Here is a 23,419-nt window from a genome sequence, read left to right as displayed (position 1 = left end):
CACGCAATAAGCTCAATTAACCAACAGGCGATAGTCCTTGAACCTATGAGAGAAAACGTAATCTCTGGAATAGCCGGCGCCACCGCCTCGAAAATTCACCGAGACAACGTCCTTGCCCCCCTCGACCCATTTCTGGACGTTCATGTAGATGGGCGTCATCAGCATGCCGGCACTGCATGCGTCGTCATCCTTGAAGGCGATTTCCTGAACGACGTTCCCGCCGCGCTTTTTGATGACCTGCAGCTTCGCCATGCAAAGGCCGAGGCTGGTGTTGGTGTAAACGCCGGCGAACCTCTCACGGGCCGTCTGGGCCCAGAATGGAATTTCGACGGTTCCCTCGATCTTGCCCTCGCCGGTGTCGTCCAGGCTTGCGACCTTCCGCAGACTGACGGGATAGGTGTCCACCCCCTTGCTCCAGCTTCCGGTCGCACCGTCCTTGCCGATATCGAGAGAGAGCGGGCACCCGGTGGTGTCGACGGGTGTCTTTGATCCCATCACAAGGACCCGTTCAAATTCCTTGTCGTCCGCGATCTCGCAAAGCATGATTCTGGCGCCTTCGGCCTTGCCGTAGATCGCGATGGGGCTTTGCTTGGCATCGTAGAAGTAGCTTCCCTCGACGGTAATGCCACTGCCGAAGCTGTCGTACCTCTGCAGGGAGAGATGGACCGGATTTTCTCCGATGGATCCCTCGTAGTTCTCCACGTGATACCAGCCCGCGACTGCTTTCCCGCTCAGCATCAGCAAGCAGAAAACCACGGCTACAAAGCCTCTTCCCATCGCGCTCCCCCCATCAAGGCCGGCAAGATAGCCTGGCTGATGCCTGCATCACAGGCCCAAGGAACGCGACTTATCATTCTGAGTCGACAAACGACCCCAACTCTATGATTTACCGCTTCAAATTCACCACGATGACGCCGCCCAGCGCCAGCGCGCCGCCGAGGATTCCGAGCAGAGTCGGCACTTCGCCCAGCCAGAAGAAGCCGATCAGCGCCGACATCGGCGAGACCAGGTACAAGAAGTTCGATGCACGCGCCGCCGGGAGGCGCGACAGGGCCGTCGCCCATGCCGCATAAGCGATCAGGCTCGGCACGATGCCGAGATAGATGACGGCGCCGAGGCCGGCGGTGTCGGCGACAGCCGCTTGCTGCAGAGCGGCGGGCAGGAAAGGCGCCAGGCAGAGCGCGCCGAGCACCATGTTGGACGCCGCGATGGTCAGCGGATGGTGGCGGGCAAACAGCGGCTTCTGGACGATGGTGTTGACGGCGGAGCACAGCGCCGACCCCAGCACCAGCAGCGCGCCAGCGTTGAAATGCAGGCCATTGCCGTCGGCGACCGCAATGATGCCGATACCGGCGAAGGAAATGGCGGTGCCGATCCAGGCCAGACCGGAGAACCGCTCGCCAAGCAGCGCCATCGCCATGATGGCGGTGAAGATCGGGCTGACATTGATGATGAAGCCGGCGGCTCCGGCCGAAACCGTCAGCTCACCGAAATTGAGCATGGCCGTGTAGAGCGCCACGAAGATGGCGCCGCCGAAGGCTAGGCGCCACAAATCGCCGACCCTGGGCAGCGCCGGGCGCTTGACGGCAAGGTAGATCGCCGCGGGCACGGCGGCGATGGCAAAGCGCAGGGCACCAAGTTCCAGCGGCTGGAAGGCGGCAAGCCCGGCCCGGATCGCCGGGAAGGCCGAGGCCCAGCCGATCACCGTCAGCGCCACCGCGATGGCGGCCGTGGTATCCATCCGCTGTGTCGGATTCGACGTGGTGGTCATCGCGCTCATCTCGCTGCCCTCGGATTCTTCAAGTTTGGGAAGCAGAAAACGCCTTTCCCGATCAATTGACAAACGACCAAATCGAGGGTCACCTGTGAGTATGGATCACAGCTTAAACAGTCTGCTGCCGCTGGAAACGTTGCGCGCCTTCGACGCTGCGGCGCGCACGGGAAGCTTTTCGGCCGCCGCGGAAAAACTCAACCTCACCCATGGTGCCGTCAGCCGGCAGATCGCCAAGCTCGAGGACTGGCTTGGCCTGAAGGTTTTCGAGCGCGGCGCGCGCGGCGTGACGCTGACCAACGAAGGCAATCGCCTGCATCTCAGGACCACCGAAGCCTTCGCCCTGATCTCGGTCAATTCGGACCGCTGGGTGGAACCGCGCGGCACCGCCGTGGTACGCCTGGCCTCAATTCCATCGGTGAGCGGCCTGTGGCTGATGCCACGCATGGCAGCGCTGGAGAATGATCCTACCCGCCTGCGCATCGTGCTCGACGTCGACAATCGCCAGGCCGATCTCGCCGACGAAGGCATCGATCTGTCCGTCCGCTGCGGCCGCGGCCGCATCCCGGGCCGCGTCTCGGTGCAGCTGTTCGAGGAACATCTCTTCCCCATCGCCTCGCCGGGCCTGGCACTGGAGATCGGCCGTGGCGACCCGGCAAGGCTGCTCAAATTCCCGCTGATCAACGATTCCGACGCGTCGGGGTGGCGCGCCTGGTTCGCCGCGCAGGACATGGACTACCGGCCGCGTCCGCAGGATCGCCGCTTCGAGGACTATAATCTGGTGCTCGATGCCGCCGCGCACGGCCTCGGCATCGCGCTGGCGCGGCCGCCGCTCACCGAACATCAGATACAGTCGGGGCGTCTCGTCGCCGTCGACGCTCGCACGGCGCTCAATCCGGTTTCCTATTGGCTGGATCGTCCGGTCGGCCGGCCGCGCGCGGCCGCCGCCGATCTCGCCAGGCGCATTGCCGAACAGGCCGGGCTTGCGTCGGCCAGGCTGGACGCTTTTCTGCAGGATGACGATTAGGCCGAGACGCGTCCGGCAATCGCCGGCCCGCTTTCAGGACATATGCACTCCAGTGCAATTCCCCGGGGGAAAATGCGTGGCGTTTCCCTGTCGGGAATCGCGTGAAACCCTGCTTAACGGAACAGCAAAAGCACGATCGTGGTGGTCACGGCCGAGACTATGGCGGTCACGATCGATATCGTCCACAGCGACGGCGGAGCTGGATCGGATCGTGGGGCATGGCCCGCCGGACGGCTGGAGGCGCCGCGCGGTCGCGGCGCGTTGGCATTGGCCGCGACCAGCACCGCCGCGGAAGCGACGGCCGGCGAGAATGTGGACAGGGCCGGCACCGCCCCCAGTTTGGGCGTGCTGTCGGTGGCCGTCGTCGGCGGCGGGACGAAGCCGCGCGAAGCCTGATCCGCGTCCGTCCCTGCCCCACCCGTCGAGGCTCGTCCCGGTGCATTGTGGGCGGCGGCGTCAGGTTCCATGACGGCCCGGTAAGCATCCTCGATCTCGGAGGACGACAGGCGTTGCGCGGTTTGAGCGGCCGGGCGCGGCATCGAGCCTTGCAGCGCCTGGGTGGCGAACTGCGCCGATTGCACCATCGCCGGCGCCGGCGGCTGGACGAGCGCCTTGACCAGTGCGGCGGTCGCCGGATCGGCCTTGGGCGAAGGCACCGGCTGGGGCGTGAGCGCTTCTCTCAGCAAAGGCGGCATGCTTGCATTGGCGATGTCCATGGCGCTTCCTGACAACCATTGTGCCATAGGGCAATATTACATGAGCATTGCGCCAAGCTTGACCTTGCCCACGATTTATGGCGATTGAATCCCGATGAACTCAAGTGCCATTGCATGATGAACCGTTTCGAAGGCCCCGGCGGCAAGGAAGCCCGCATCCGCTATCTCGATGGCGATTTCCAGGTCACCAGCCCCGGCGCGTTCGTGCGCTGCGCCGTGACCGGCGAGAGCATTCCGCTGGATGAGCTGAAATACTGGAGCGTCGCCAGGCAGGAGCCCTATGTGAGCGCAACGGCTTCGCTGCGCCGTGAAATCGAGGTGCATCCGGAGTTGCGCAAGCGGGGTTAGCCTCTCAACTTGCGCTGCCGCCAGGCGTCGAGCGTTTCCTCGATGATGCGTTCGGGCACGTGGTCGAGTTCGAACACAGTGTCGATTTCCAGCACGTCGAGACGCCCGAGGAAGTCTTTTGAGGCGCCGTGGCGAAGCCGGGCGGCGTCCTTGGCGGTGGTGATCAGCCCGAGGCCTTCGTCGCTCGCCGTCGCGGCCAGTTCGGCAAGCTCGTCCTCGGCGTAGAAGTGATGGTCCGGAAAGGGCTTGGACAGGACCACCTCGCCGCCGGCGCCACGCAGTGTGTCGAAGAATTTTTCGGGATGACCTATACCGGCAAAGGCCAGAAACCGCTTTCCGGCAAGCCCTGCCTTGCCGCTCGGTTCCGTGTGGGCCTCGAAGATCGGCCGGCCGGCACGCGCCGCCTGGCGGACCACGGCGTCGGCGGCCGTGCCCTCGCCCATCTTCAGCAGCCCGCTGGTGAAGACCAGTTGGTCGACGATTTTGGCCCTGAGCGGACCGCCCGGGATGACGCGGCCATTGCCGATGCCGTAGCGGGCATCGACCACGACCAGCGCGTAATCGATGTGGATCCGCGCGCTCTGGAAGCCGTCGTCCATGATCAGGAAATCGCAGCCGTGTTTTTCCAGCAAGAGCCGGGCGCCGGCGGCACGATTGGGCGTCACCGCCACCGGTGCATGTTCGGCCAGCAGCAGCGGTTCGTCGCCGACATGCCTGGCGCTGTCGTGGTCGATGTCGACGACATGCGGCTCGGCGAAGGAACCGCCATGGCCGCGCGACAGGAAACCGGGCTTCAGCCGCATGCGCTTGGCCTGCTGGGCGAGCGCGATCGCAACCGGCGTCTTGCCGGTGCCGCCAACGGTGAAATTGCCGACGCACAGAACCGGCGCTTCGATCTTCTCGCGCCTGGCCCGGCGCATGCCGCGGCCGGCGGCAAGCGCATAGATAGCCGACAGCGGCGACAGCGCCAGGACCTTCCAGTCCGGCTCTTCCCACCAGAATGGCGGTGCTTCGGAGGCCATTTTAGCGCCCGTTGGCGCCCTTCAGGCGCGCCTTGACCACCAGCGGCTGGATATAGGGTTCGAGCGATTTGAGCGTGCGTGCGAGCGCGCCGCGCATCTCATCGACGGTCGCGATTCCCGCCGCCATCATCTCGTGGCGCGCCACTTCGTTGGTCAGGAGGAAATTGACGGCGCCAGCCAGCATGTCGCGGTCGCGCACCAGCTTGGCGCCGCCGCTGTCGAGCAGGCGCTGATAGGCCTCGCGAAAATTCTGCACGTTGCGCCCGGCAAGAACCGCGGTGTCGAGCATGGCCGGCTCGAGCGGGTTCTGCCCGCCCTCGGAGGTCAGCGAGCGGCCGACGAAAGCGATTTCGGTCAACCTGAGGTATAAGCCCATCTCGCCGATCGTGTCGCCGAGCAGGATATCGGTGTCAGGCCCGATGCGGTCGCCCTTGCTGCGCCGCGCGACCTTCAGGCCCATGCCGGAAATCTGCGCGGCAAGGGCTTCGGCCCGATCGGGATGGCGCGGAACGACGATCGTCAGCAGGCCGTGGTGGCGCTTGTGCAGCGTCGCGTGGACTTCCGCGGCGACCACTTCCTCGCCATCATGGGTCGAGATCGCCGCCCAGGTCGGGCGATCTCCGATCTGCCGCTGCAAGGTGCCGAGAGCGCGGTCGTCGACCGGCGGCGGGTTGGTGTCGACCTTGAGATTGCCCGACACCGTGACCGGCCGGGCGCCGAGCGCGCGAAAACGCTCGCCGTCGACATCGGACTGGGCAACGACATGAGCAAGGTTTTCGAACAGCGCCTCGGCGATGTTGGCCCGCTTCTTCCACGATGTGAAGGAGCGGTCGGACAGCCTGCCATTGACCAGCACCTGCGGCACGTGGCGGGCACCGAGTTCGAGGATGGTCATCGGCCAGATCTCGGATTCGGCGATGATCGCCAGATCGGGTTTCCAGTGATCGAGGAAGCGGCTGACCGCCGGCTTCAGATCGAGCGGCACATATTGGTGGATGATGCGGTCGCCGAGCCGCTCGTCGACGACCTGGGCCGAGGTCACCGTGCCTGTCGTCAGCACTATGTTGACGCCATAGTCGAGGATGCTTTCGACCAGCGGCACGACGGCCAGGGTCTCGCCGACGCTCGCGGCATGGATCCAAATGACCGGCCCCTCGGGGCGCGGCCGGCCGGCGACGCCGTAGCGCTCGCGCCGACGGTTGCGGTCTTCCTTGCCGCGCGAGGTGCGCCAGGCAACATAGGGGCCGACCAGCGGATAGGCGGCCGCGCCGGCAAATCGATATGCCGACAGCATGGTGCGGGCCCAGCGACCGCTCATCGCGGACCATCCACGAGACGATAGGCCTCGGCGGTCGCCGCGTTGAGGGCGGCCGTCACTTCCTGGCGCTTGCGCTCCATTTCGGCGTCGTCGGCATCCGCCGCCACGAAGATCGGTGCGCCGATGGTCACGGCGGAGCGGCCGAAGGGCAGATTGATGGTGGTCTTGTCCCAGCTCTTCTCCAGCACCTTGCGGCGGCTGGTGGCAATGGCGACAGGCAGCAGCGGCCGGCCGGAGAGGCGCGCCAGAAGAACGATGCCAAGCCCTGCATCGCGCGGCGTACCGTGGGGGATGTCTGCGATCATGGCGACGTTCTTGCCTGCGGTGAGCGACTTTTTGAGGGCGATGAGCGCCTTGGCGCCGCCCTTGTCGAGATGCCTGGCATTGTCGCGCCCACCCGAACCGCGCACCGCCTCGATGCCGAATTTCTCCAGCATCAGCGCGTTGAGCTCGGCATCGGCGCTGCGCGACACCATGGCGACCAGCGGCTTGCGCTTGGGATAATAGGCTGGCGTCAAAAGGTGCTGGCCATGCCACAGGGCGATGATGCCGGGCTCGAACTCGGCGTAGCTGCCGCCCGAGAAGCGCGCCGATCCGGCGACCAGGGGGCTGGTCAGGCGCACCAGCCGCACGAACTGCGCGAGCAGGCTGGCAATGGCGTTCTTGACGAATCGGGACTGCGCGAGCGGTTCGCGAACCCTGCGCCAGAATGCCTTGGTCTTGCGGCTGCCGCCCCTGCTCGTCGGCACGGCGTCGCTGGCTGGCTCTTTCGCCAGGTCATTCTCCATCGAAGTCAACCGGCGACCTTGCTATCGGGGTCCAGCAGACGGTGCAGATGAACGACGAAATAGCGCATATGGGCATTGTCCACGCTGGCTTGCGCCTTGGCTTTCCACGCCGTGTGCGCGGATTGATAGTCCGGATAGACGCCGACGATGTCGAGTGCGTCGAGATCGCGGAACTCCGTGCCGCCAAGCTTCTTCAGTTCGCCGCCGAACACCAGATGCAAAAGCTGTTTCTTTCCGTCTTCCGCGGCCATGTCCGTCCTTCACATATTGTGAGTTTGTGACAGGTCTAGACCAAAGCCGCCGACTTTGGAACCTTTGAAAATGCTTTCAGGCATCCAGCCCGGCGATGACATCAACAAGCACCGCCAGCAGTTCTCCGCTGCCGGCTGCGAGCGCGCCATGGCGGGTCACCTCGCCGGCATAGAGCGGCGCGTGGCCTTGCGGGTTGAGCAATTGGCCGCCGGCCTCGCGCAGGATGAGATCGGCGGCGGCAATGTCCCAGTCATGCGCGTTCGGCTTGACGAAGGTGCCGTCGAGCGTGCCGTTGGCGATCATCGCCAGACGATAGGCGAGCGAAGGGCTGTACGGCGCTCGCACCAGCCGCTGCTGCCAGCCGGCCGGCATCAGGTCGATCAACTGCTTCAGACCGGAAATCTCAGGCCTGTCCCCGAGCTTGCGGACCGCGATGCGTTTGCCGTTGCGGAATGCGCCCTGGCCGGGCAACGCGGAATAGGTCTCGTCCATCGCCGGGCATTCGAGCACGCCGGCGAGCGTGCGGCCGTTCTCGACGACGGCCACACTGACGCACCAGGCGCGCTGGCCTTCGAGGAAGCCGCGCGTGCCGTCGATCGGGTCGACGACAAAGGTGCGGCGCGCCGAAAGTCGCGCTGGATCGTCGGCGGTTTCTTCCGAAAGCCAGCCATAATCCGGCCGTGCCGCAAGCAGCGTCTGGCGCAGATACGCATCGGCGGCATGATCGGCTTCGCTGACCGGCGAGGTGCCGCCCTTCATCCAGACCTGCGGGTTGTTGCCGAAGTAGCGCATGGCGATGAGACCCGCCTCACGGGCGGCGTCGCGCAGCAGCGGCAGGTCCAGATCCGCGCCCGCGTTGGTCAGGTCATGCTCCGGCAAGGGTCATGCCTTCGATCAGGAGCGTCGGGGCGGCGGTGCCGAAATTGCGGTCGAGGTCATTGCCCGGCACCATGTTGAGGAACATCGTCTTCAGGTTCGAGGCGATGGTGACTTCGGCGACCGGATAGGCAAGCGCGCCATTTTCGATCCAGAAACCGGAGGCGCCGCGGCTGTATTCGCCGGTGACCATGTCGACGCCCTGGCCAAACACCTCGGTGACATAGAAGCCGGTCTTGAGCGAGCCGATCAGATCCTGCGGCGAGCGTTCGCCCGCCTCGATGGCAAGGTTTGTCGACGACGGCGAGACGGAGGAGCCGCCGCGCGCGCCGCGGCCGTTGGTGACGAGCCCGAGTTCCCGGGCCGCCGATGTCGACAGGAACCAGTGGTTGAGGACACCCTTTTCGACCATCAACAGCTTCTCGCCCTCGACGCCCTCGCCATCGAACGGGCGCGAGGCCTGGCCACGGCGCCGCAGCGGCTCGTCGGTGACGGTGATTGCGGCAGCTGCCACCTGCTTGCCCATCATGTCGCGCAGGAACGAGGTTTTTCGCGCGACCGACGCGCCGTTGATGGCGCCGGCGAGATGGCCGGCAATGCCGCGCGCCACGCGCGGATCGAACACGACGTCGACCGGTCCGGTCGCCGCCTTGCGCGCGCCAAGGCGGCGCACGGCCCGTTCGCCGGCCATGCGGCCGATATCCTGCGGCGCGTCGAGATCGGCGAAATGCTGGCGCGAGGAGAATTCATAGTCGCGCTCCATGCCGGTACCCTCGCCGGCGATCACGCTGGCCGAGCGCGAAAAGCGCGAGGCGACATAGTGGCCGAGAAAACCGTGCGAAGTGGCCAGGACCAGCCCACCCAGCCCGGCACTGGCACTGCTGCCGGCCGAATTGGTCACGCCCTTGACGGCGAGAGCCGCCGCTTCGGCCGCAAGGGCTGCTTCCTTCAACGCGTCGGCCGAAACCTCGGTCGCGTCGAACAGGTCCAGATCGCGCGTCTGCCTGACGAGCAGCGCGGGATCTGCAAGACCCTGATAGGGATCCTCGGGAGACACCTTGGCCATGGCGACGGCGCGCTCGGCAAGCGCCTTCGGATCGGACGCGGCGGTGGCCGACACGCTGGCCACGCGTTGGCCGACGAAGACCCGCAGCGAAACGTCATCACCCTCCGAGGCTTCGGTATTTTCGACCTTGCCAAGCCGCACCGAAACGCCGGTCGAACGGCCGCGCACCGCGACCGCGTCCGCGGCATCGGCGCCGGCACGTTTGGCGGCCTCGACGAGGGCCGCGACGCGGTCCGTCAATTTCGCGGCGTCGAGCTTGTCGGTCATGCACTTGATCCTGTTTCTTCAGCCTGTTCGCAAGGCGGATGCTGTCGCACCATCTATTGTTCCAGTGCCGCTTGTGCAATGGCAGAAGGGCAATCAGGATGCCGTGACCCAATCGCCATCGAAGCGGCCGCGAAGAGCGCACGTCGCAGCTTTTGCCTATATGGAGCCCTCGCCATGACGCCTTTCCATCTTGCCTTTCCGGTCCGTGATCTCGATGAAACCCGAACTTTCTATGGCGAGGTGCTGGGCTGCGCGATTGGCCGCTCCTCGGCGACCTGGGTGGATTTCGACCTTTATGGCCACCAGATGTCGGCGCATCTGCGGCCGCGGGCCGCGCAAGCCGCCAGCGACGGCAAGGTCGACGGCATTTTGGTGCCGATCCCGCATTTCGGCGCCGTGCTGTTGATGGACGACTGGCAGCGCCTGGCGGCGCGGCTGGAAGCGCGCGACGACATCGACTGGCTGGAGCGGCCGATGGTCCGTTTCAAGGGCGAGCCCGGCGAACAGGCCACGCTCTTCATTCGCGACCCCTCGGGCAACGCCCTGGAATTCAAGGGTTTTCGTTCACTGGAGCAGGTTTTCGCGCATTGAGGAGATAGAGGGCCGGCAGCGACCTGTCCTCAAGATGTCGCGACCGGCGTCCAGATCACATCCTCGATCTTGTGTGCTCCGGTCGCCAGCATCGCCAGCCGGTCGAACCCAAGCGCGATGCCGCTGGCTTGCGGCATGACGGCAAGGGCGGCCAGAAAATCCTCGTCGAGCGGATAGCGCTCGCCATAGATCCGCTCCTTCTCGTCCATCTCGATGATGAAGCGCCGGCGCTGCTCGGCCGCGTCGGTCAGTTCGTCAAAGCCGTTGGCGAGCTCGACACCGCAGCAATAGAGTTCGAAACGTTCGGCGACGCGCGGATCCCCGGGGCTCGGCCGGGCGAGCGCCGCCTCGGCGACCGGATATTCGCACAGGATGGTCGCCCGCCCCTGCCCGAGGAACGGCTCGATCTTTTCCACCAGCACGCGGCTGAACAAATCCGCCCAGCTGTCGTCAGGCGCCGTGCGCAGGCCGGCCTGTATCAAGGCAGCATGAAGCGCGTCCCGGTCGGTGCCGCCATCGGCGGCGACCGTGGCCAGCAGATCGATGCCGGCATGGCGCGAGAAGGCGTCCGCCACGGTCAACCGCTCCGGTTCAGCGAACGGATCGCAGTCGCGGCCGCGGAAAGAGAAGCGCGTGGCCCCTGCCCTCGTCGCGGCCAGCGCCAGCAGATCGGCGCAATCGCGCATCAGGCTCTCATAGGTCTCGCCCACGCGGTACCATTCGAGCATGGTGAATTCGGGATGATGCAAGGGGCCGCGCTCACGGTTGCGGTAGACGGCGCCCAGGCTGAAAATGCGCCGTTCGCCGGCCGCAAGCAGTTTCTTGCAGGCGAATTCCGGCGAGGTGTGGAGATAAAGCGGCGAATGGGCGCCATCGGGCCCGATCACTTCGGTGGCGAAAGCCGCCAGATGCGCCTCGTTGCCGGGCGACACCTGCAGCGCCGCCGCTTCCACCTCGACGAAGTCGTGGCGGGCAAACCAGTCGCGCAAGGCGGCCGTCAGCTTGTTGCGCAGCATCAGGCGCGGGCGGCGGTCGGCGTGGACATGCGGCGTCCACCAGGCCGAAGCAGCGGTCATCAGCGCGCTTCGGTTCGCCGAGGGGGCTGGCGGTTCGCGCCAAGATGCGCTAGGCCCCCATCCAGCGCCGCGCAAGCCGGCAAACGCCCGTCAACTCTCGCAGGATTTAAAACCGTGGTGAAAGTCATCGCCAGTTCGCTCCGCAAAGGCAATGTCGTCGACAAGGACGGCAAGCTTTATGTGATCCTCTTTGCCGAAAACATCCACCCAGGCAAGGGCACGCCCGTGACGCAGCTCGACATGCGCCGCATCGGCGATGGGGTGAAGGTATCGGAACGCTACCGCACCACCGAGCAGGTGGAGCGCGCCTATGTAGAGGAGCGCGAGCACACCTTCCTCTACGCCGACGGCGAAGGCTACCACTTCATGAACCCGGAAACCTACGACCAGGTGGCGGTGTCGGAAGCCGTGGTCGGCGACGCCGCTCCCTATCTGAAGGAAGGCATGCCGGTACAGGTGTCGCAGTTCAACGGCATCGCGATCGCCCTGGTGCTGCCGCAGCGCGCCACCTTCGAAGTGGTCGAGACCGAGCCGACGACCAAGGGCCAGACGGCGTCGTCCTCCTACAAGCCGGCCGTGCTTTCCAACGGCGTGCGCACCAACGTGCCACCCCACATCGCGCCCGGCACCCGCGTGGTGGTAATGACCGCCGACGGGTCGTATGTGGAGCGGGCGAAGGACTGAGGGGGCGAGTTACAAAGGCTCGCAAGCGAAAGCACTCCGAGAACAGGCGGCAGCTTCCTGACGGTGACCGACAGAGCGGATCGGTACCGAAGGCTCGGAACGTTGCACTCATGATACGCAGCTGACGTAGATAGCATGCGTAGTAAAGACGTCGTTCGGGCGCGGGCCTTCGATTTTTACGGATCTTTACTTACTTCGCCAGGCATTTGGAGATACCGATCCAGGCTGACTGTTAATAGCAATTCCGACTTTTTTTGGGTGTATACGCATCCTGGACTCTACGTTGAAACGCCGGCTTGGATTGAGCTGTCGCAACAAATATGCATATGTTGACACTTAATATTTGGGGCATATGTGCGGGGGCGGCGTGGTCAGTGTTGTGCATCAGTGGAATCCTGACGATTGGGAAATTTTCGCACTGAGTCTATTGCAGCAGCGGCATGGCCCCTTAGATGTCCATAAGATTCCGGCCACTCACATGGGGGATTATGGTATAGATTACTATTGCACGGCCGACTCTGTAATTTATCAGTGCTATGCCGTAGAAGAGCCCGTCGATGTAGCCACCCGCGCTGATCGTCAGAAATCCAAGATCACCACCGACCTGAAAAAATTAATAGATGGGGCAGTTGAAGTCTCCAAGCTCTTTCTCGCGAAGCCTGTAAAGAAGTGGATTCTGCTTGCACCGATACACGATAGCAAAGATGTGAATCTTCATTGCGCCAAAAAGACTACAGATCTGCGCGCACAATGCCATGCCCATCTGGATACTGATTTTGAGGTCTGTATCCACGATCAGGAGTCCTTTCCTGGTGCTGCACTGAAAGCGGCCATTGCGGCGCTGACCAGCCTCTCTTTTAGCGTTGAGCCACCAACGAAGGAGGAACTTGACGCATGGCAAGCCGGATCGCCCAACCTCCTAGCCAACGCCACCAAGAAGCTCGCCAAGAGAGCTGAAGTCGGCGAACTTCAGACCGTCGTGGCCGCCAGCGTAGAGTGTTTTCTCAAAGGAAATGCTCTGACAGACGCCCTTCGGACAAACGCGCCCGACTTGCATGAGAAAGTCGCAGCGGCAATCACGAGTCGAGCGCGTCGCTTGGCATTTGCCGGCCCACAGGGCGGGCCAGTGCCAACCAACATTCTCAACACAGAGTTGGACATTCTGGTCACCACGATCAAAGGCGCCGCGCCGTCGCTGTCCAACGCAAATGCCGAGGAGATTGCGATGGGAGCGATTTCTGACTGGATAATGCGTTGCCCGCTGGATTTCTCCTCCGATGACATCTGAGAACCCGTTTAAGCAGGCAATCCAAGGAGCGGCCTTTTCGTTCATCTCTCGGCCGGAACCGCTCGCTGGGGACCTGCGGATGTCGTGGGGGATCGGCATACTGCTAATCAGCCTACTCTATAGCCACGGTAAAAGGGGCAGCTTCCAGAAACTGCAGTTTCTGGCGCATGCGGTTCGAATCCGAGAGGGACGAGACGACGTGCGAGCAATGCTCCGCGGGGATATTCGAACGTCAGAAATTTCGGTACGGGTTGAGCCTTGGCTTAATCGCGCAGTTGCCTTCGCGCACGGACTTAAGCTGGTCAACGTTGCAAAAGGCAAGTCAGTGACCCTGACCGAGAAGGGCCTAGAAGTGGCTAGGGCTATTGACGCGAACAGCGATATCTTCGTGGAAGAGCGTACCTTTCTGGCCGAAGTGACAAGGAAATTGACCGAGGCCCAGCTGACAAAAATCTGGCGAATGGAGGATCTTCTGTGACGCTGCGCCTTCGGCATTTGCGCATGCGTGCGCTAACCTCAGCAGGGCTCTATGGGGCTGATATTCGGTTCGAACTTGGCTTAAACGTGATCTGGGCCGACAACACAAAGGGCAAGTCTACCTGCATGCAGGGAATGCTATACGCGCTTGGCATGGAAAAGATGCTCAGCCCTCGCAGAGAAGTGCCATTGCCGCATGCCATGACATCTTTCCTGAAGAATGACGATGAATCGTCGGAAACAGTGATTGAATCGGCTGTGTCTCTGGAAATTCAGAACGGCGCGGGCCGCGTTGTAACCGTGCATCGTCCGATCAAGAAGGACCTTGTCGACAATAGACTGATTACTGTCGATTTTGGACCCACGTTGACTGACTCTGACGCTCGCTTCGAAAGTAGAAACTTCTTCGTTCTTGATCCTGGAGCCGCGCAGCGTGAAGATGGCTTCCATCATTTTCTCGAAGATTTTTTAGGTTGGAAGTTGCCGACGGTTCGACGATATGACAGCCCGGAGGGCAAACTCTATCTGGAGACCATTTTTCCGCTTTTCTGGGTCGAGCAAAAAGCCGGTTGGTCGGCAATACCTGCCGCTATCCCGACTTACTTGAGGATTCGCGAGGTTCAGAAACGGGCAGTTGAGTTTATTTTGGACCTCGACATTCATAAGATCGAACTGGAACGGCAACGCCTTCAGGAAAAGATCGATCAAAACGCCCGAGACTGGCATAACCTCTGGGAAGAAATAGATCGCTATGTACGACGTGGTGGCGCGAAGACCGAGGCGCTGCCTACACGACCTACAGCCATGGCGGATGAACTCACCAAAGGACATGTCCTGATCGCCGAGAAAGCGGGATGGCTGACACTTAGATCTCTCTTAAGCCAACTTCGCGCCCGGGTGGCCGAGCTCAACGCTATCGAGGTTCCCGCCGTGGGAGCGTCGGCTGACCACCTTGTGGGTGAGCTCGAAGTGCTTAACAGGGAGGTCGAGGCAGCTAATCGGGTCCGCATCGAGATCTATACGGCCAGGCAGCTGAAGCAGGCGGATGTTGCATCATTGGAAAGGCGCATCAAGTCATTGGCCGATGACATGCAGAAAAATCAGGACGTGCAGAAGCTTCAGCGCTATTCCGGTAGCGTCGGAGCTCTTACACTTGACCACTGTCCAACCTGCGAACAGGCCTTGGTTGACTCGCTCCTGTCGCAGGAAGTGCTGACGGCAGTGATGCCGATCGAAGACAACATAGAATACCTTCGTTCTCAGTTGAATATGTTCCAAGACATTCTGAAGCGCGAGCAGGACGAGCAGAGAAAGCTCGATATGAGGGCTGTTCAAGCAGATCGAGAACTCAACGAATTGTACAGTCGAATCCGAACGATACGCGCAGATCTCGTTGCGCCTGCAGGCAATCCCTCCGCCGTCGCCATCGAAGAGCGAGTACGCGCTGAAGCTCGCATTCGTGAATTGGAAACGATCCAATCCATCTTCGACGATACCGTCGAGCGTATGCAAACCCTGGCGGCAACGTTCAAGGCCTTGTTGGAGATTCTAACGGCGCTTCCGTCAGACAAGATGAGTCCGCCAGATAAAGCGAAGTTCGAGACCTTGACGAGATTGTTGCGCCAACAAGCGCGCGAGTTTGGATTCAAGACCTTCGACCCAGATGAACTAACGATCGATGAAGATACTTATCGACCGCAAAAAGAAGGCTACGAAATCGGATTCGAGACATCCGCCAGCGACGCCATCCGGCTGAAATGGGCTTACCAGCTCGGACTTTTGGAGTTGAGTCACCAACATCCGACCAATCATCCGGGAATGTTGCTGCTTGATGAGCCGCGTCAACAGTCATCATCCAAAGTTAGCTTTGGCAGGTTGCTAGAACGCGCCGCCGCAAGGCAGCGTAGCGATCAGCAGGTGATTGTATCCACAAGCGAGGATATCGAGACCCTGAAGGAAATTTTGGCTCGGATCAAATGCAAAGAAACTATCTTTCCTGGCTACGTGCTAACTCCCGTAAACTAAGAAAAGAGAAAGCACTGATATCTACAATCGCGATGTTTCGCTTTTAATTCGAAGACGACAAGAATAATCTTGGTGATGCTTGGAAGTCAGCATGAGTAGAGGCACAAATTCAGACCCATACATCGCCGGTCGGCGCACGGTTGCCGATTGGCAAGCCTTCAAACCTTCACTCCTAGCCGGACAGGGAGCGCGATGGCCGGACGCCTTCCAAGACTATTTCAAGGCACGGCTTGAATCGCGATATCTTGCCCCGATTAAACTCCTCCAGGATCACGGCACTTTTCAGGGTGAGGGCTTTTCGATCGTGGCGATCCAGTGCACATTAATCGAATTTTTGGCAGCTACTCTTAGGGGGATGAGCTACCGGTTTGTGAGTCAGGCGTCTCCCCGTCTTGGAGCCTATGAGTATTCGAAAAGCGGCAAAATGTTCAATGACTTCCTAGTTACAGAACAGCCATTCGCCGCTGTTTTTACCCAAGCAGTCGCGGAAGACTTTTACGCCTCGGTGCGGTGTGGCCTCCTTCATGAAGCTCGTACGAAGAACGGATGGACAATTTGGGCAAAGGGGAATGCCATGATAGATCCCGTGCGCAAGATTGTTTTTCGCGATAACCTGCAGACAGCGATCTTGGACTATGTAAGTCAGTACGGTCGAACGCTGTTGGGCGACCCGGCGCTGCAGGCGGCATTCATCCGCAAGTTTGATGACCTCGCCTTATAATTCGCTCCAATTGGTCATGGGGATGCAGGCAGAGTGCGCGATTCAAAAAACGATTCAGGTGGTTGACCCGATCCAACCTCACCCACTCCCGCGCTTGCCCTTCCCGCCCCGCGCCTCAACCACCCGCTCCACCTGACGCTTCAGCTCGTCCTTGATATCCACCGTCTCGTTCATCAAGGCGTCGATCTTCAGGAAATCGAGCACGCGGTATTTTGAGACTGCCGGTCGGACCAGGATATGGGGCTGGCACTGTTTCAACTTGTTGGCGATGATCGACTGCATCATCAATTGCGTGGCGCCGAACATCAGGTCGACGGAGGTCGGCTGCTTGCGGTCGGCCTCTTCCGGCGCGCCGACGACGTCGACGCCGATGATGATGTCGGCATCCTTCTCGATCAGGTCGAAGGGCACGGGGTTGTAGATGCCGCCGTCGATCAGCAGCCTGCCGTCGCGCGTCACCGGGCGGAACACGGCGGGAATGGCGGCCGAAGCGGCAAGGGCCGAGTGCAGGTCGCCATCGTCGAACACGGCGAGCTTGTGGCCGAAATAATCGGTCGCCGTCACCTTCAGCTGGATTTTCAGTTCGGCGAAGGTCTCGGGAATGGCCTCGGGCAGGAAGGCCTTGAGGATGCGCTCGACGTTGAACTGGCTGACGCGGATGCCGTTCTGCATGGCTTCGGCGATCGTGCCCGGCCGCGCCCGCCACATGCGGCTCGCCACCTCGGCGCGGCGGCCGAGGATCGATCGGGCATAGTCGTGGATGTCCTTGCCGCTCATTCCGGCGGCCATGCCGGCGCCCATGATGGCGCCGATCGACGAGCCGGCGATCGCCACCGGCTTGATGCCGAGCTCGTCCAGCGCCTCGATGACATGGATGTGCGCCAGACCGCGCGCGCCGCCGCCGCCGAACGCTATGCCGAAGGTCGGGCTCATCCCTTGCCGGCTCCCGCCAGTGGGGGGCCGACCACCATGATGGTCGGTTCGGTCGTCAGCAGCTTCTTCGCCGCCGCCTTGACCTCATCGATCGTCACCGCGTTGATATAGCCGGCCCGGCGCTGCATGTAGTCGATGCCAAGGTCGTCGAGCTGCAGTTCGACCAGCGTGGCGGCGATCGAACTCGACGAATCCAGATTGCTGATGGCATAGGCGCCGATCAGATATTTCTTGGTCGCCGCCAGTTCGGCCTCGGTCGGACCGTCCACGGCCAGCTGCTTGACGACGTCGCGCACGATGCCGAGCGTCTCGGCCGCGCGATCCGAGCGCGTCCCGGTGGTGACGATCAGCGCATTGGCATGGTCCTGGTTGACCAGCGAGGAATTGACGCTGTAGGCGAGACCGCGCTTTTCACGCACCTCCTGGAACAGGCGCGAGGTGAACGTTCCGCCGCCGAGGATCTCGTTCATCAGCACGGCCGGGAAGAAATCTGTCGCCTTGCGCTTCACGCCCGGCCAGGCGAGCTGCAGCGATGTCTGCGGCAGGTCGTAATTGACCTCGATATGCTGCGCCAGCTTGGGCTCGATATCGGCAACGGGGCCGAGCGCCTGGTTTTGCGGCAGGTCGCCGAACACCATGTCGAGCTTCTTCCCAAGCGTCTCGGGGTCGATGGCGCCGACCACCGCGATATGCAGGCCACCGCGCGCGAAGACCGCCTTGTGCAGGGCCTTGAGATCGGCCTGCGTGATGGCGGCGATGCTTTGCCTGGTGCCCTGGTCGGAGCGCGAATAAGGGTGATCGCCATAGACGGCGCGCGCCCACCGGTTTTGCGCCACCGTGTCGGGATCGTTCTCGTTGGCAATGATGCCCGACAGGACCTGGGCACGGATGCGGTCGATAGGCTCCTGGTCGAAGCGCGGCTCGTTGACCGCCAGACGCAACAGGTCGAACGCCTCGTCGCGCTGTTCGGCCAGCATGCGCATGGAACCGTAGATGCCATCGCGGGTCTCGTCGAAGCTCATCTCGGCGCCGGCATCGTCGAGCCTGATCTGGAAGGCTTCCGAATCGAGCGGACCGGCACCCTCGTCGAAGAGACCGGTCATCAGATTGGCGAGACCTTCCTTGCCCGGTGGATCCTGCGTCGAGCCGCCGCCGAAAACGAAACGGACGGCGACGATCGGCACGGAATAGTCCTCCACCAGCCAGGCTGTGACACCCTTCGGCGAGGTAACGGACTGGATCTCCATGGCACGGGCGGCAAGCGCGGGCAGAACCAGGAAGAGGACGGAGAGGAAGAGGGTTGCGAAAGTGGTGGCCACGCGCGGTCTGCCCGTCTCCCCTTGTGGGAGAACGGAAGACACCGTCGCCGCCTCGCGCATATGTATCGCGTGCATCATCAATTCCCCGCCTGTTGCTGCGGCAAGAGATAGCCTGATGTCGAGCGGGCCAGCACGAGATAGCGCGCGGCAACGGCCTTGACCTCATCGGCAGTCACCTTGCGGATGCGATCCGGCCATTGCTCGACGTCCTGCACATTGCCGCCGGTGGCGAGCGTCGAGCCATAGATGTTGGCCATGGAGTCCTGCTTGTCACGGGCAAAGATCATCGACCGGACATAGCGGTCCTTGGCCTTTTCGAGTTCATCCGGGGTGACGCCGTCGCTGGCGATGCGCGCCACCTCCGCGTCGACCGCGGCCTCGACGTCGGCCAATTTGGCGTCGCCGCGCGGCGCGCCATAGACGGTGAAATTGGTGTCGTCGAGCATGGTGCCCTGGAAGTACGCGCCGGCGCTGGAAGCAATGCCTTGCTTGACGACCAGCGCCTGATAGAGCCGGCTGCGGTTGCCGCCACCGAGGATTTCGGCCAGCAGGTCGAGCGCCTCGGCCTCGCCCGGCTTGGCCGTATGGTAGGACGGCACGACCCATTGTGTCGAGAAACTCGGCACGCTGACGCGGGCGTCGGAAAGCGTGACCGTGCGCCTGGTGTTCTGCTCAGGTTCGACCGGGCGGACGCGCGGCGGCAGGTCAGGCCCGCGCGCCACCTTGCCATAGGTCTTCTCGGCCAGCGTCTTCACCGTGTCCGGTTCGACATCGCCGGCCACGATCAGCACGACATTGTTGGGCCGGTAGTATTTGTTGTAGAAGGCGGTGGCATCGGTGCGGTTCAGCTGCTCCATCTCCTGCATCCAGCCGATGACCGGAATGCGATAGGGCTGGTTCTGCCACAGCGTGGCATCGACCTCTTCGTCGAGCACGGCCTGCGGATTGTTGTCGATGCGCGAGCGGCGCTCCTCGAGGATAACGTCGCGCTCGGTCTTGATGACATCGTCTGTGAGGATGAGGTTGCGCATGCGGTCGGCCTCGAAGCTCATCATCAGCTCGAGCGCGGACGGCGCCACTGTCTCATGGAAGGCGGTGTAGTCGTAGGAGGTGAAGGCGTTGTTGGAGCCGCCAATATCGGAGACGGCGCGGTCGAACTCGCCGGCCGCGTGGTGGGCCGTCGCCTTGAACATCAGATGCTCGAAGAAATGGGCGATGCCGGATTTGCCCGGCGGTTCGTCGGCGCTGCCGATCTTGTACCACACCATATGGGTGACGATCGGCGCGCGGTGATCGGGAATGACGACCACTTCCATGCCGTTGTCGAGCAGAAAATCCGTGACCTTGAACTCGGTGGCCTTGCCATTCGTCGGAGCGCTGTCGGCCAATACCGGACCGGTCACCACAAAAGCCAGGGAGGTCGCGAGCAGCGTTCCACGCAGCCATTCAGTCCTGGATGTCATCGATGGCTCCGGTTTCATGCAGCGAACGATAGGCAAGGTGCCGGCGACAAGCAAAGTGAATTGTTGGTCATGTTGCCGGCAAAGGCGGCGGCAAAGAGGCCACGGCGGAAAGCAGGCGTATCAGGCAGCCTCGATGAAACGGATGATAGTCTCGCCGTAGTTGCGCTCATCGAGCACGGAAAAGCCCGGCCCTGGCTCGAAGGGCGCCACTGCCGCCTCCTCGACCACACAAAGCGCGCCGGGGCGCAGCCAGCCGCCGGCCCTGGCGGATTGCAAGGCAAGCTCGCCAAGGCCCTTGCCATAGGGCGGGTCGGCGAAGACGAGGCCGAATGGCGCCAGCGTGCCGGCCTCGCCAAGGGCGGTCGCGTCACGACGGAAGATCTTGGTGCGTCCGGTCAGGCCGAAAGCCTCGACATTGTCGCGGATCAGGCCACGGCCTTCGGCCGATTCCTCGATGAACACGCCATAGGATGCGCCGCGCGACAAGGCTTCCAGGCCGAGCGCGCCGGTGCCGGCGAACAGATCGAGGACGCGGGCTCCGTCCGATTGTCCGGCGAAGCGATGCGCCAGAACGTTGAAGACGGCTTCGCGGGTGCGGTCGGTCGTCGGACGGATGGCGCTGCCGCGGGGCGTCGCCAACGGACGCCCGCGAAACTCGCCGCCAACGATTCTCATCTTGTCCGGGGGCCCTTGGTGCCGCCGCGTGGCCGCTCGCCGCCACCGGCCGGACCCTCGCCACGCGGCTTGCCGAACGGCTTGTCGCCGCCCGGTTTGCCGCCGGGCTTGCCATAGGACGGTTTGAACGAGGCCTTGCGCGCCTTTGCTTCCGCCGCCTTGGCGGCATCCGCTTCCGCCCTGCCCTTGCCGATCGGCCGGGCTCCTGGCGCCATCCAGACATTGGCCTTGCGCTGGCCCGGCGGCTCGATCGGCCGCTGCTCGCGTTCGGACTTCTTGCCGCCGCCACGAGGCTTGTCGCCGAAGCCGCCGCGCGGCTTGTCGCCAAAACCTCCACGCGGCTTATCGCCAAAGCCGCCACGTTCCGGTCGCGGACCGCGATCGCCGAAACTCTTTTCCGGTCTCTCGCCCCTGTCGGGGCTGGTCGACAGTTTGCCGAGCGCCTCGTCGCGGCTGCCTTCCCGACGCTTGCGGTTCTTGATCAGGCCGCCTTCGCCGATCGGCCGCCGCTCGCCGTCTCGCGTGAACTTCGGCCGTTCGGGTTCGGCCTCACGGACTTCGGTGCGCCGCACGGGCTGGTTGGAAAACGGTTTTGTTATCTCGGCGTCGAAATTGGCGCCGGATTCCTCGACCAGGCGCTCGCCGAGCTGGTCGCGCAGCACCCGTCCCTTGATCTCCAGCACATGGCCCTCCGCCAGATCATCGAGCTGGAACGGCCCGTAGGAGATACGGATCAGCCGCGTCACATCGAGGCCGAGCGAACCGAGGATATTCCTGACCTCACGGTTCTTGCCCTCGCGCAAACCGATCGTCAGCCAGGCATTGGAGCCCTGCTCGCGATCGAGGCTGGCTTCGATGGCGCCGTAGAAGACGCCGTCGACGGCAATGCCTTCGCGCAGTCCGGCGAGCGCGCTTTCCTCGACCTTGCCGTGGACGCGCACGCGGTAGCGGCGCAGCCAGCCGGTGGCCGGCAGTTCGAGCACGCGCGACAAGCCGCCGTCGTTGGTCAGCAGCAGCAGGCCCTCGGTGTTGATGTCGAGCCGGCCGATGGTCATCAGCCGCGGCAATTCGGCCGGCAGCACGTCGAAAACGGTCTTGCGGCCTTCGGGGTCGCGGTTGGTGGTGACGACGCCGGCCGGCTTGTGGAACAGGAACAGACGCGTGCGTTCGATCGGCGGGATTTCCATGCCGTCGAGATGGATGATGTCACCCGGCATGACGTTGAAGGCCGGTGAAGACAACGCCCGGCCATTGACCTTGACGCGGCCGGCGGCGATCAGTTCCTCGGCGTCGCGGCGCGAGGCGAGGCCGGCGCGCGCCAGCCGCTTGGCGATCCGCTCGCCGGCTTCTTCCGGGGCATCGGCAGGCCGCGGACGCGGCTTGAAACCGCCGCCCGATGCGCCTTGCGGCCGATCACCGAAATCACGCTTGGGTCTGTCGCCGCCAAAATCCCGCTTCGGACGATCGCCGAAATCACGCTTGGGACGGTCGAAGCGCTTTTCGCCGCCCGCCGCCGAAGCGGAAGCCGGGCGATCGCCACGCGGCGCATAGGGCTTGCGCGGCCCTTCGCGCTTCTCATAAGGCTTGCGCTCGCCCTCGGCCGCCATTGGACGGTCGCCACGCGGGGCGTAGGGCTTGCGCGGCCCTTCGCGCTTCTCATAAGGCTTGCGTTCACCCTCGGCCGCCATTGGACGGTCGCCGCGCGGGGCGTAGGGCTTGCGCGGCCCTTCGCGCTTTTCATAAGGCTTGCGCTCGCCTTCGGCAGCCATTGGACGGTCGCCACGCGGGGCATAGGGTTTGCGCGGGCCTTCGCGCTTTTCATAGGGCTTGGCTTCGGGGCGCGGCCCCTTGCTGAACGGCCTGTCGCCGCCCTTGAAGTCTCGCTTCGGCCGGTCGCCATCGGCGGCCATCGGCCGATCGCCACGCGGGGCATACGGCTTTTTCGCACCAAAGGACGGCTTGCCGCCCTTGCTGGCATCGCGGCCACGTGCACCTGCCGATTTCGGGCCACTCCTGCCCGGGCCGCCTTTGCGCGGAGATTTCTTGTCGTTGTCGTCCATGTGGCCTTTGTCCGTTTGCGCTGCTACAGCGTGGCGCATCCGTTCGGCGCGCAACGAACGCTGTAGCATTTTTGATTTGGCGCATGATCATTCCCGAAAATCGAGTCCGATTTTCAGGTTGATCCGCTCCATAACAGGATCACCGCCGGGTGGCGAGGATATAATGGGAAGACAAACCGCTTGAAGAAGCCGGATTTCATGGCCCTGGCTCTGCAGGAGGCCGAAGCAGCGGCCTCGCGCGGCGAAGTGCCGGTCGGCGCGGTCATCGTCAATGGCGGCACGGTCGTTGCCAGCGCCGGGAACCGTACGCGCGAGCTTGCCGACCCGACAGCGCACGCCGAAATGCTGGTGATCCGCGCAGCCTGCGGCAAAATCTCGAGCGAGCGGCTCATCGGCCACGATCTCTATGTGACATTGGAACCTTGCGCCATGTGCGCCGGGGCGATCTCCTTCGCCAGGCTGCGCCGTCTCTACTTCGGTGCTAGCGACGAAAAGGGCGGCGCCGTGGTCAACGGCGTGCGCTTCTTCGCTTCCTCGACCTGCCACCACACGCCCGATGTCTATCCGGGCATGGCCGAGACCGAGGCGGGCCTGCTGCTGAAGGATTTTTTCAGAGGACGTCGAGACTGAGCCAAGCCCGCCGCAAGACCAGGCGG

24 protein-coding genes are annotated in these 23,419 nt (G+C 63.1%); 9 read left to right on the top strand and 15 right to left on the bottom strand.

What is annotated here, in order from left to right; all coding sequences use genetic code 11:
* Window positions 1-12 precede the first annotated feature (12 nt).
* Complete coding sequence (locus LB569_RS04210) at window positions 13-744, bottom strand: hypothetical protein (RefSeq protein ID WP_224691229.1); 732 nt, start codon at window positions 742-744, stop codon at window positions 13-15.
* A gap of 142 nt (window positions 745-886) precedes the next feature.
* Window positions 887-1,780, bottom strand: a complete 894-nt coding sequence (locus tag LB569_RS04205; RefSeq protein ID WP_224691228.1) for a DMT family transporter — start codon at window positions 1,778-1,780, stop codon at window positions 887-889.
* Between the two features lie 91 nt (window positions 1,781-1,871).
* Between LB569_RS04205 and LB569_RS04200 the strand changes: the two genes are divergently transcribed.
* Window positions 1,872-2,798 carry a LysR substrate-binding domain-containing protein gene (locus tag LB569_RS04200; protein WP_224691227.1) on the top strand — a complete coding sequence of 309 codons (927 nt, stop codon included), beginning with the start codon at window positions 1,872-1,874 and terminating at the stop codon, window positions 2,796-2,798.
* Between the two features lie 113 nt (window positions 2,799-2,911).
* On the opposite strand, the gene LB569_RS04195 is transcribed toward LB569_RS04200, so the two are convergent.
* Window positions 2,912-3,514, bottom strand: a complete 603-nt coding sequence (locus tag LB569_RS04195) for a hypothetical protein (RefSeq protein WP_224691226.1) — start codon at window positions 3,512-3,514, stop codon at window positions 2,912-2,914.
* 114 nt (window positions 3,515-3,628) lie between these two features.
* Between LB569_RS04195 and LB569_RS04190 the strand changes: the two genes are divergently transcribed.
* Entirely contained in the window at window positions 3,629-3,862 is a 234-nt protein-coding gene (locus LB569_RS04190; protein WP_140707082.1) for a DUF2093 domain-containing protein, read from the top strand.
* Here LB569_RS04190 and lpxK read toward each other — a convergent pair.
* The 6 genes from lpxK to LB569_RS04160 all read right to left on the bottom strand — a co-directional run bounded on the left by lpxK (window position 3,859) and on the right by LB569_RS04160 (window position 9,451).
* A complete protein-coding gene (gene lpxK, locus LB569_RS04185; RefSeq protein WP_224691225.1) occupies window positions 3,859-4,884 on the bottom strand; it encodes a tetraacyldisaccharide 4'-kinase in 1,026 nt (341 codons plus the stop codon). The genes LB569_RS04190 and lpxK overlap by 4 nt on opposite strands.
* A 1-nt stretch (window position 4,885) precedes the next feature.
* On the bottom strand, window positions 4,886-6,202 hold the full coding sequence (gene waaA, locus LB569_RS04180; RefSeq protein ID WP_140707086.1) for a lipid IV(A) 3-deoxy-D-manno-octulosonic acid transferase: 1,317 nt from the start codon (window positions 6,200-6,202) through the stop codon (window positions 4,886-4,888).
* Window positions 6,199-6,990, bottom strand: a complete 792-nt coding sequence (locus LB569_RS04175; protein ID WP_224541224.1) for a lysophospholipid acyltransferase family protein — start codon at window positions 6,988-6,990, stop codon at window positions 6,199-6,201. The genes waaA and LB569_RS04175 overlap by 4 nt, the downstream gene beginning before the upstream one ends.
* Before the next feature lie 5 nt (window positions 6,991-6,995).
* On the bottom strand, window positions 6,996-7,241 hold the full coding sequence (locus LB569_RS04170; protein WP_140707090.1) for a DUF4170 domain-containing protein: 246 nt from the start codon (window positions 7,239-7,241) through the stop codon (window positions 6,996-6,998).
* 76 nt (window positions 7,242-7,317) lie between these two features.
* Window positions 7,318-8,121 (bottom strand): 3'(2'),5'-bisphosphate nucleotidase CysQ, encoded by an 804-nt coding sequence (locus tag LB569_RS04165; protein WP_224541222.1) that lies wholly within the window; start codon window positions 8,119-8,121, stop codon window positions 7,318-7,320.
* The gene (locus LB569_RS04160; RefSeq protein WP_224541221.1) at window positions 8,108-9,451 is read right to left on the bottom strand and encodes a TldD/PmbA family protein; all 1,344 of its coding nucleotides are present in this window, start codon (window positions 9,449-9,451) and stop codon (window positions 8,108-8,110) included. The genes LB569_RS04165 and LB569_RS04160 overlap by 14 nt, the downstream gene beginning before the upstream one ends.
* 174 nt (window positions 9,452-9,625) lie before the next feature.
* Here LB569_RS04160 and LB569_RS04155 point away from each other — a divergent pair, with 174 nt between their 5' ends.
* A complete protein-coding gene (locus LB569_RS04155) occupies window positions 9,626-10,042 on the top strand; it encodes a VOC family protein (protein ID WP_140707096.1) in 417 nt (138 codons plus the stop codon).
* 29 nt (window positions 10,043-10,071) lie between these two features.
* Here LB569_RS04155 and epmA read toward each other — a convergent pair whose 3' ends face one another.
* Window positions 10,072-11,118, bottom strand: coding sequence for an EF-P lysine aminoacylase EpmA (gene epmA / locus LB569_RS04150; RefSeq protein ID WP_224691224.1), 1,047 nt, complete (start codon window positions 11,116-11,118; stop codon window positions 10,072-10,074).
* Window positions 11,119-11,232: 114 nt separating this feature from the next.
* Between epmA and efp the strand changes: the two genes are divergently transcribed.
* The 5 genes from efp to LB569_RS04125 all read left to right on the top strand — a co-directional run bounded on the left by efp (window position 11,233) and on the right by LB569_RS04125 (window position 16,313).
* Entirely contained in the window at window positions 11,233-11,802 is a 570-nt protein-coding gene (gene efp / locus LB569_RS04145) for an elongation factor P (protein WP_140707100.1), read from the top strand.
* Window positions 11,803-12,169: 367 nt separating this feature from the next.
* Window positions 12,170-13,090 (top strand): hypothetical protein, encoded by a 921-nt coding sequence (locus tag LB569_RS04140; RefSeq protein WP_224691223.1) that lies wholly within the window; start codon window positions 12,170-12,172, stop codon window positions 13,088-13,090.
* Window positions 13,080-13,568, top strand: a complete 489-nt coding sequence (locus tag LB569_RS04135) for a hypothetical protein (RefSeq protein ID WP_224691222.1) — start codon at window positions 13,080-13,082, stop codon at window positions 13,566-13,568. Before LB569_RS04140 ends, LB569_RS04135 begins: the two co-directional genes overlap by 11 nt.
* Window positions 13,565-15,592 (top strand): hypothetical protein, encoded by a 2,028-nt coding sequence (locus tag LB569_RS04130; RefSeq protein WP_224691221.1) that lies wholly within the window; start codon window positions 13,565-13,567, stop codon window positions 15,590-15,592. The genes LB569_RS04135 and LB569_RS04130 overlap by 4 nt, the downstream gene beginning before the upstream one ends.
* 91 nt (window positions 15,593-15,683) lie before the next feature.
* The gene (locus tag LB569_RS04125; RefSeq protein ID WP_224691220.1) at window positions 15,684-16,313 is read left to right on the top strand and encodes a hypothetical protein; all 630 of its coding nucleotides are present in this window, start codon (window positions 15,684-15,686) and stop codon (window positions 16,311-16,313) included.
* Window positions 16,314-16,391: 78 nt separating this feature from the next.
* Here LB569_RS04125 and LB569_RS04120 read toward each other — a convergent pair whose 3' ends face one another.
* The 5 genes from LB569_RS04120 to LB569_RS04100 all read right to left on the bottom strand — a co-directional run bounded on the left by LB569_RS04120 (window position 16,392) and on the right by LB569_RS04100 (window position 22,763).
* Window positions 16,392-17,246 carry a patatin-like phospholipase family protein gene (locus LB569_RS04120; RefSeq protein ID WP_224691219.1) on the bottom strand — a complete coding sequence of 285 codons (855 nt, stop codon included), beginning with the start codon at window positions 17,244-17,246 and terminating at the stop codon, window positions 16,392-16,394.
* Complete coding sequence (locus LB569_RS04115; protein ID WP_318013099.1) at window positions 17,243-18,565, bottom strand: pitrilysin family protein; 1,323 nt, start codon at window positions 18,563-18,565, stop codon at window positions 17,243-17,245. The genes LB569_RS04120 and LB569_RS04115 overlap by 4 nt, the downstream gene beginning before the upstream one ends.
* A 77-nt stretch (window positions 18,566-18,642) precedes the next feature.
* On the bottom strand, window positions 18,643-20,028 hold the full coding sequence (locus LB569_RS04110; RefSeq protein ID WP_224691218.1) for a M16 family metallopeptidase: 1,386 nt from the start codon (window positions 20,026-20,028) through the stop codon (window positions 18,643-18,645).
* A gap of 120 nt (window positions 20,029-20,148) precedes the next feature.
* Window positions 20,149-20,703, bottom strand: coding sequence for a 16S rRNA (guanine(966)-N(2))-methyltransferase RsmD (gene rsmD, locus LB569_RS04105; RefSeq protein WP_224691217.1), 555 nt, complete (start codon window positions 20,701-20,703; stop codon window positions 20,149-20,151).
* The gene (locus LB569_RS04100) at window positions 20,700-22,763 is read right to left on the bottom strand and encodes a pseudouridine synthase (protein ID WP_224691216.1); all 2,064 of its coding nucleotides are present in this window, start codon (window positions 22,761-22,763) and stop codon (window positions 20,700-20,702) included. The genes rsmD and LB569_RS04100 overlap by 4 nt, the downstream gene beginning before the upstream one ends.
* A gap of 180 nt (window positions 22,764-22,943) precedes the next feature.
* On the opposite strand from LB569_RS04100, the gene LB569_RS04095 reads away from it, so the two are divergent.
* Window positions 22,944-23,393 (top strand): nucleoside deaminase, encoded by a 450-nt coding sequence (locus LB569_RS04095; RefSeq protein ID WP_224691215.1) that lies wholly within the window; start codon window positions 22,944-22,946, stop codon window positions 23,391-23,393.
* The last annotated feature ends 26 nt before the right edge of the window (window positions 23,394-23,419 follow it).

Origin of the sequence: Mesorhizobium sp. BH1-1-4 (assembly GCF_020165665.1) — a bacterium.
Lineage (GTDB): Bacteria > Pseudomonadota > Alphaproteobacteria > Rhizobiales > Rhizobiaceae > Mesorhizobium.
Note: the sequence above shows the minus strand (reverse complement) of the source record. Positions and strands in the feature narration are given on the sequence as shown.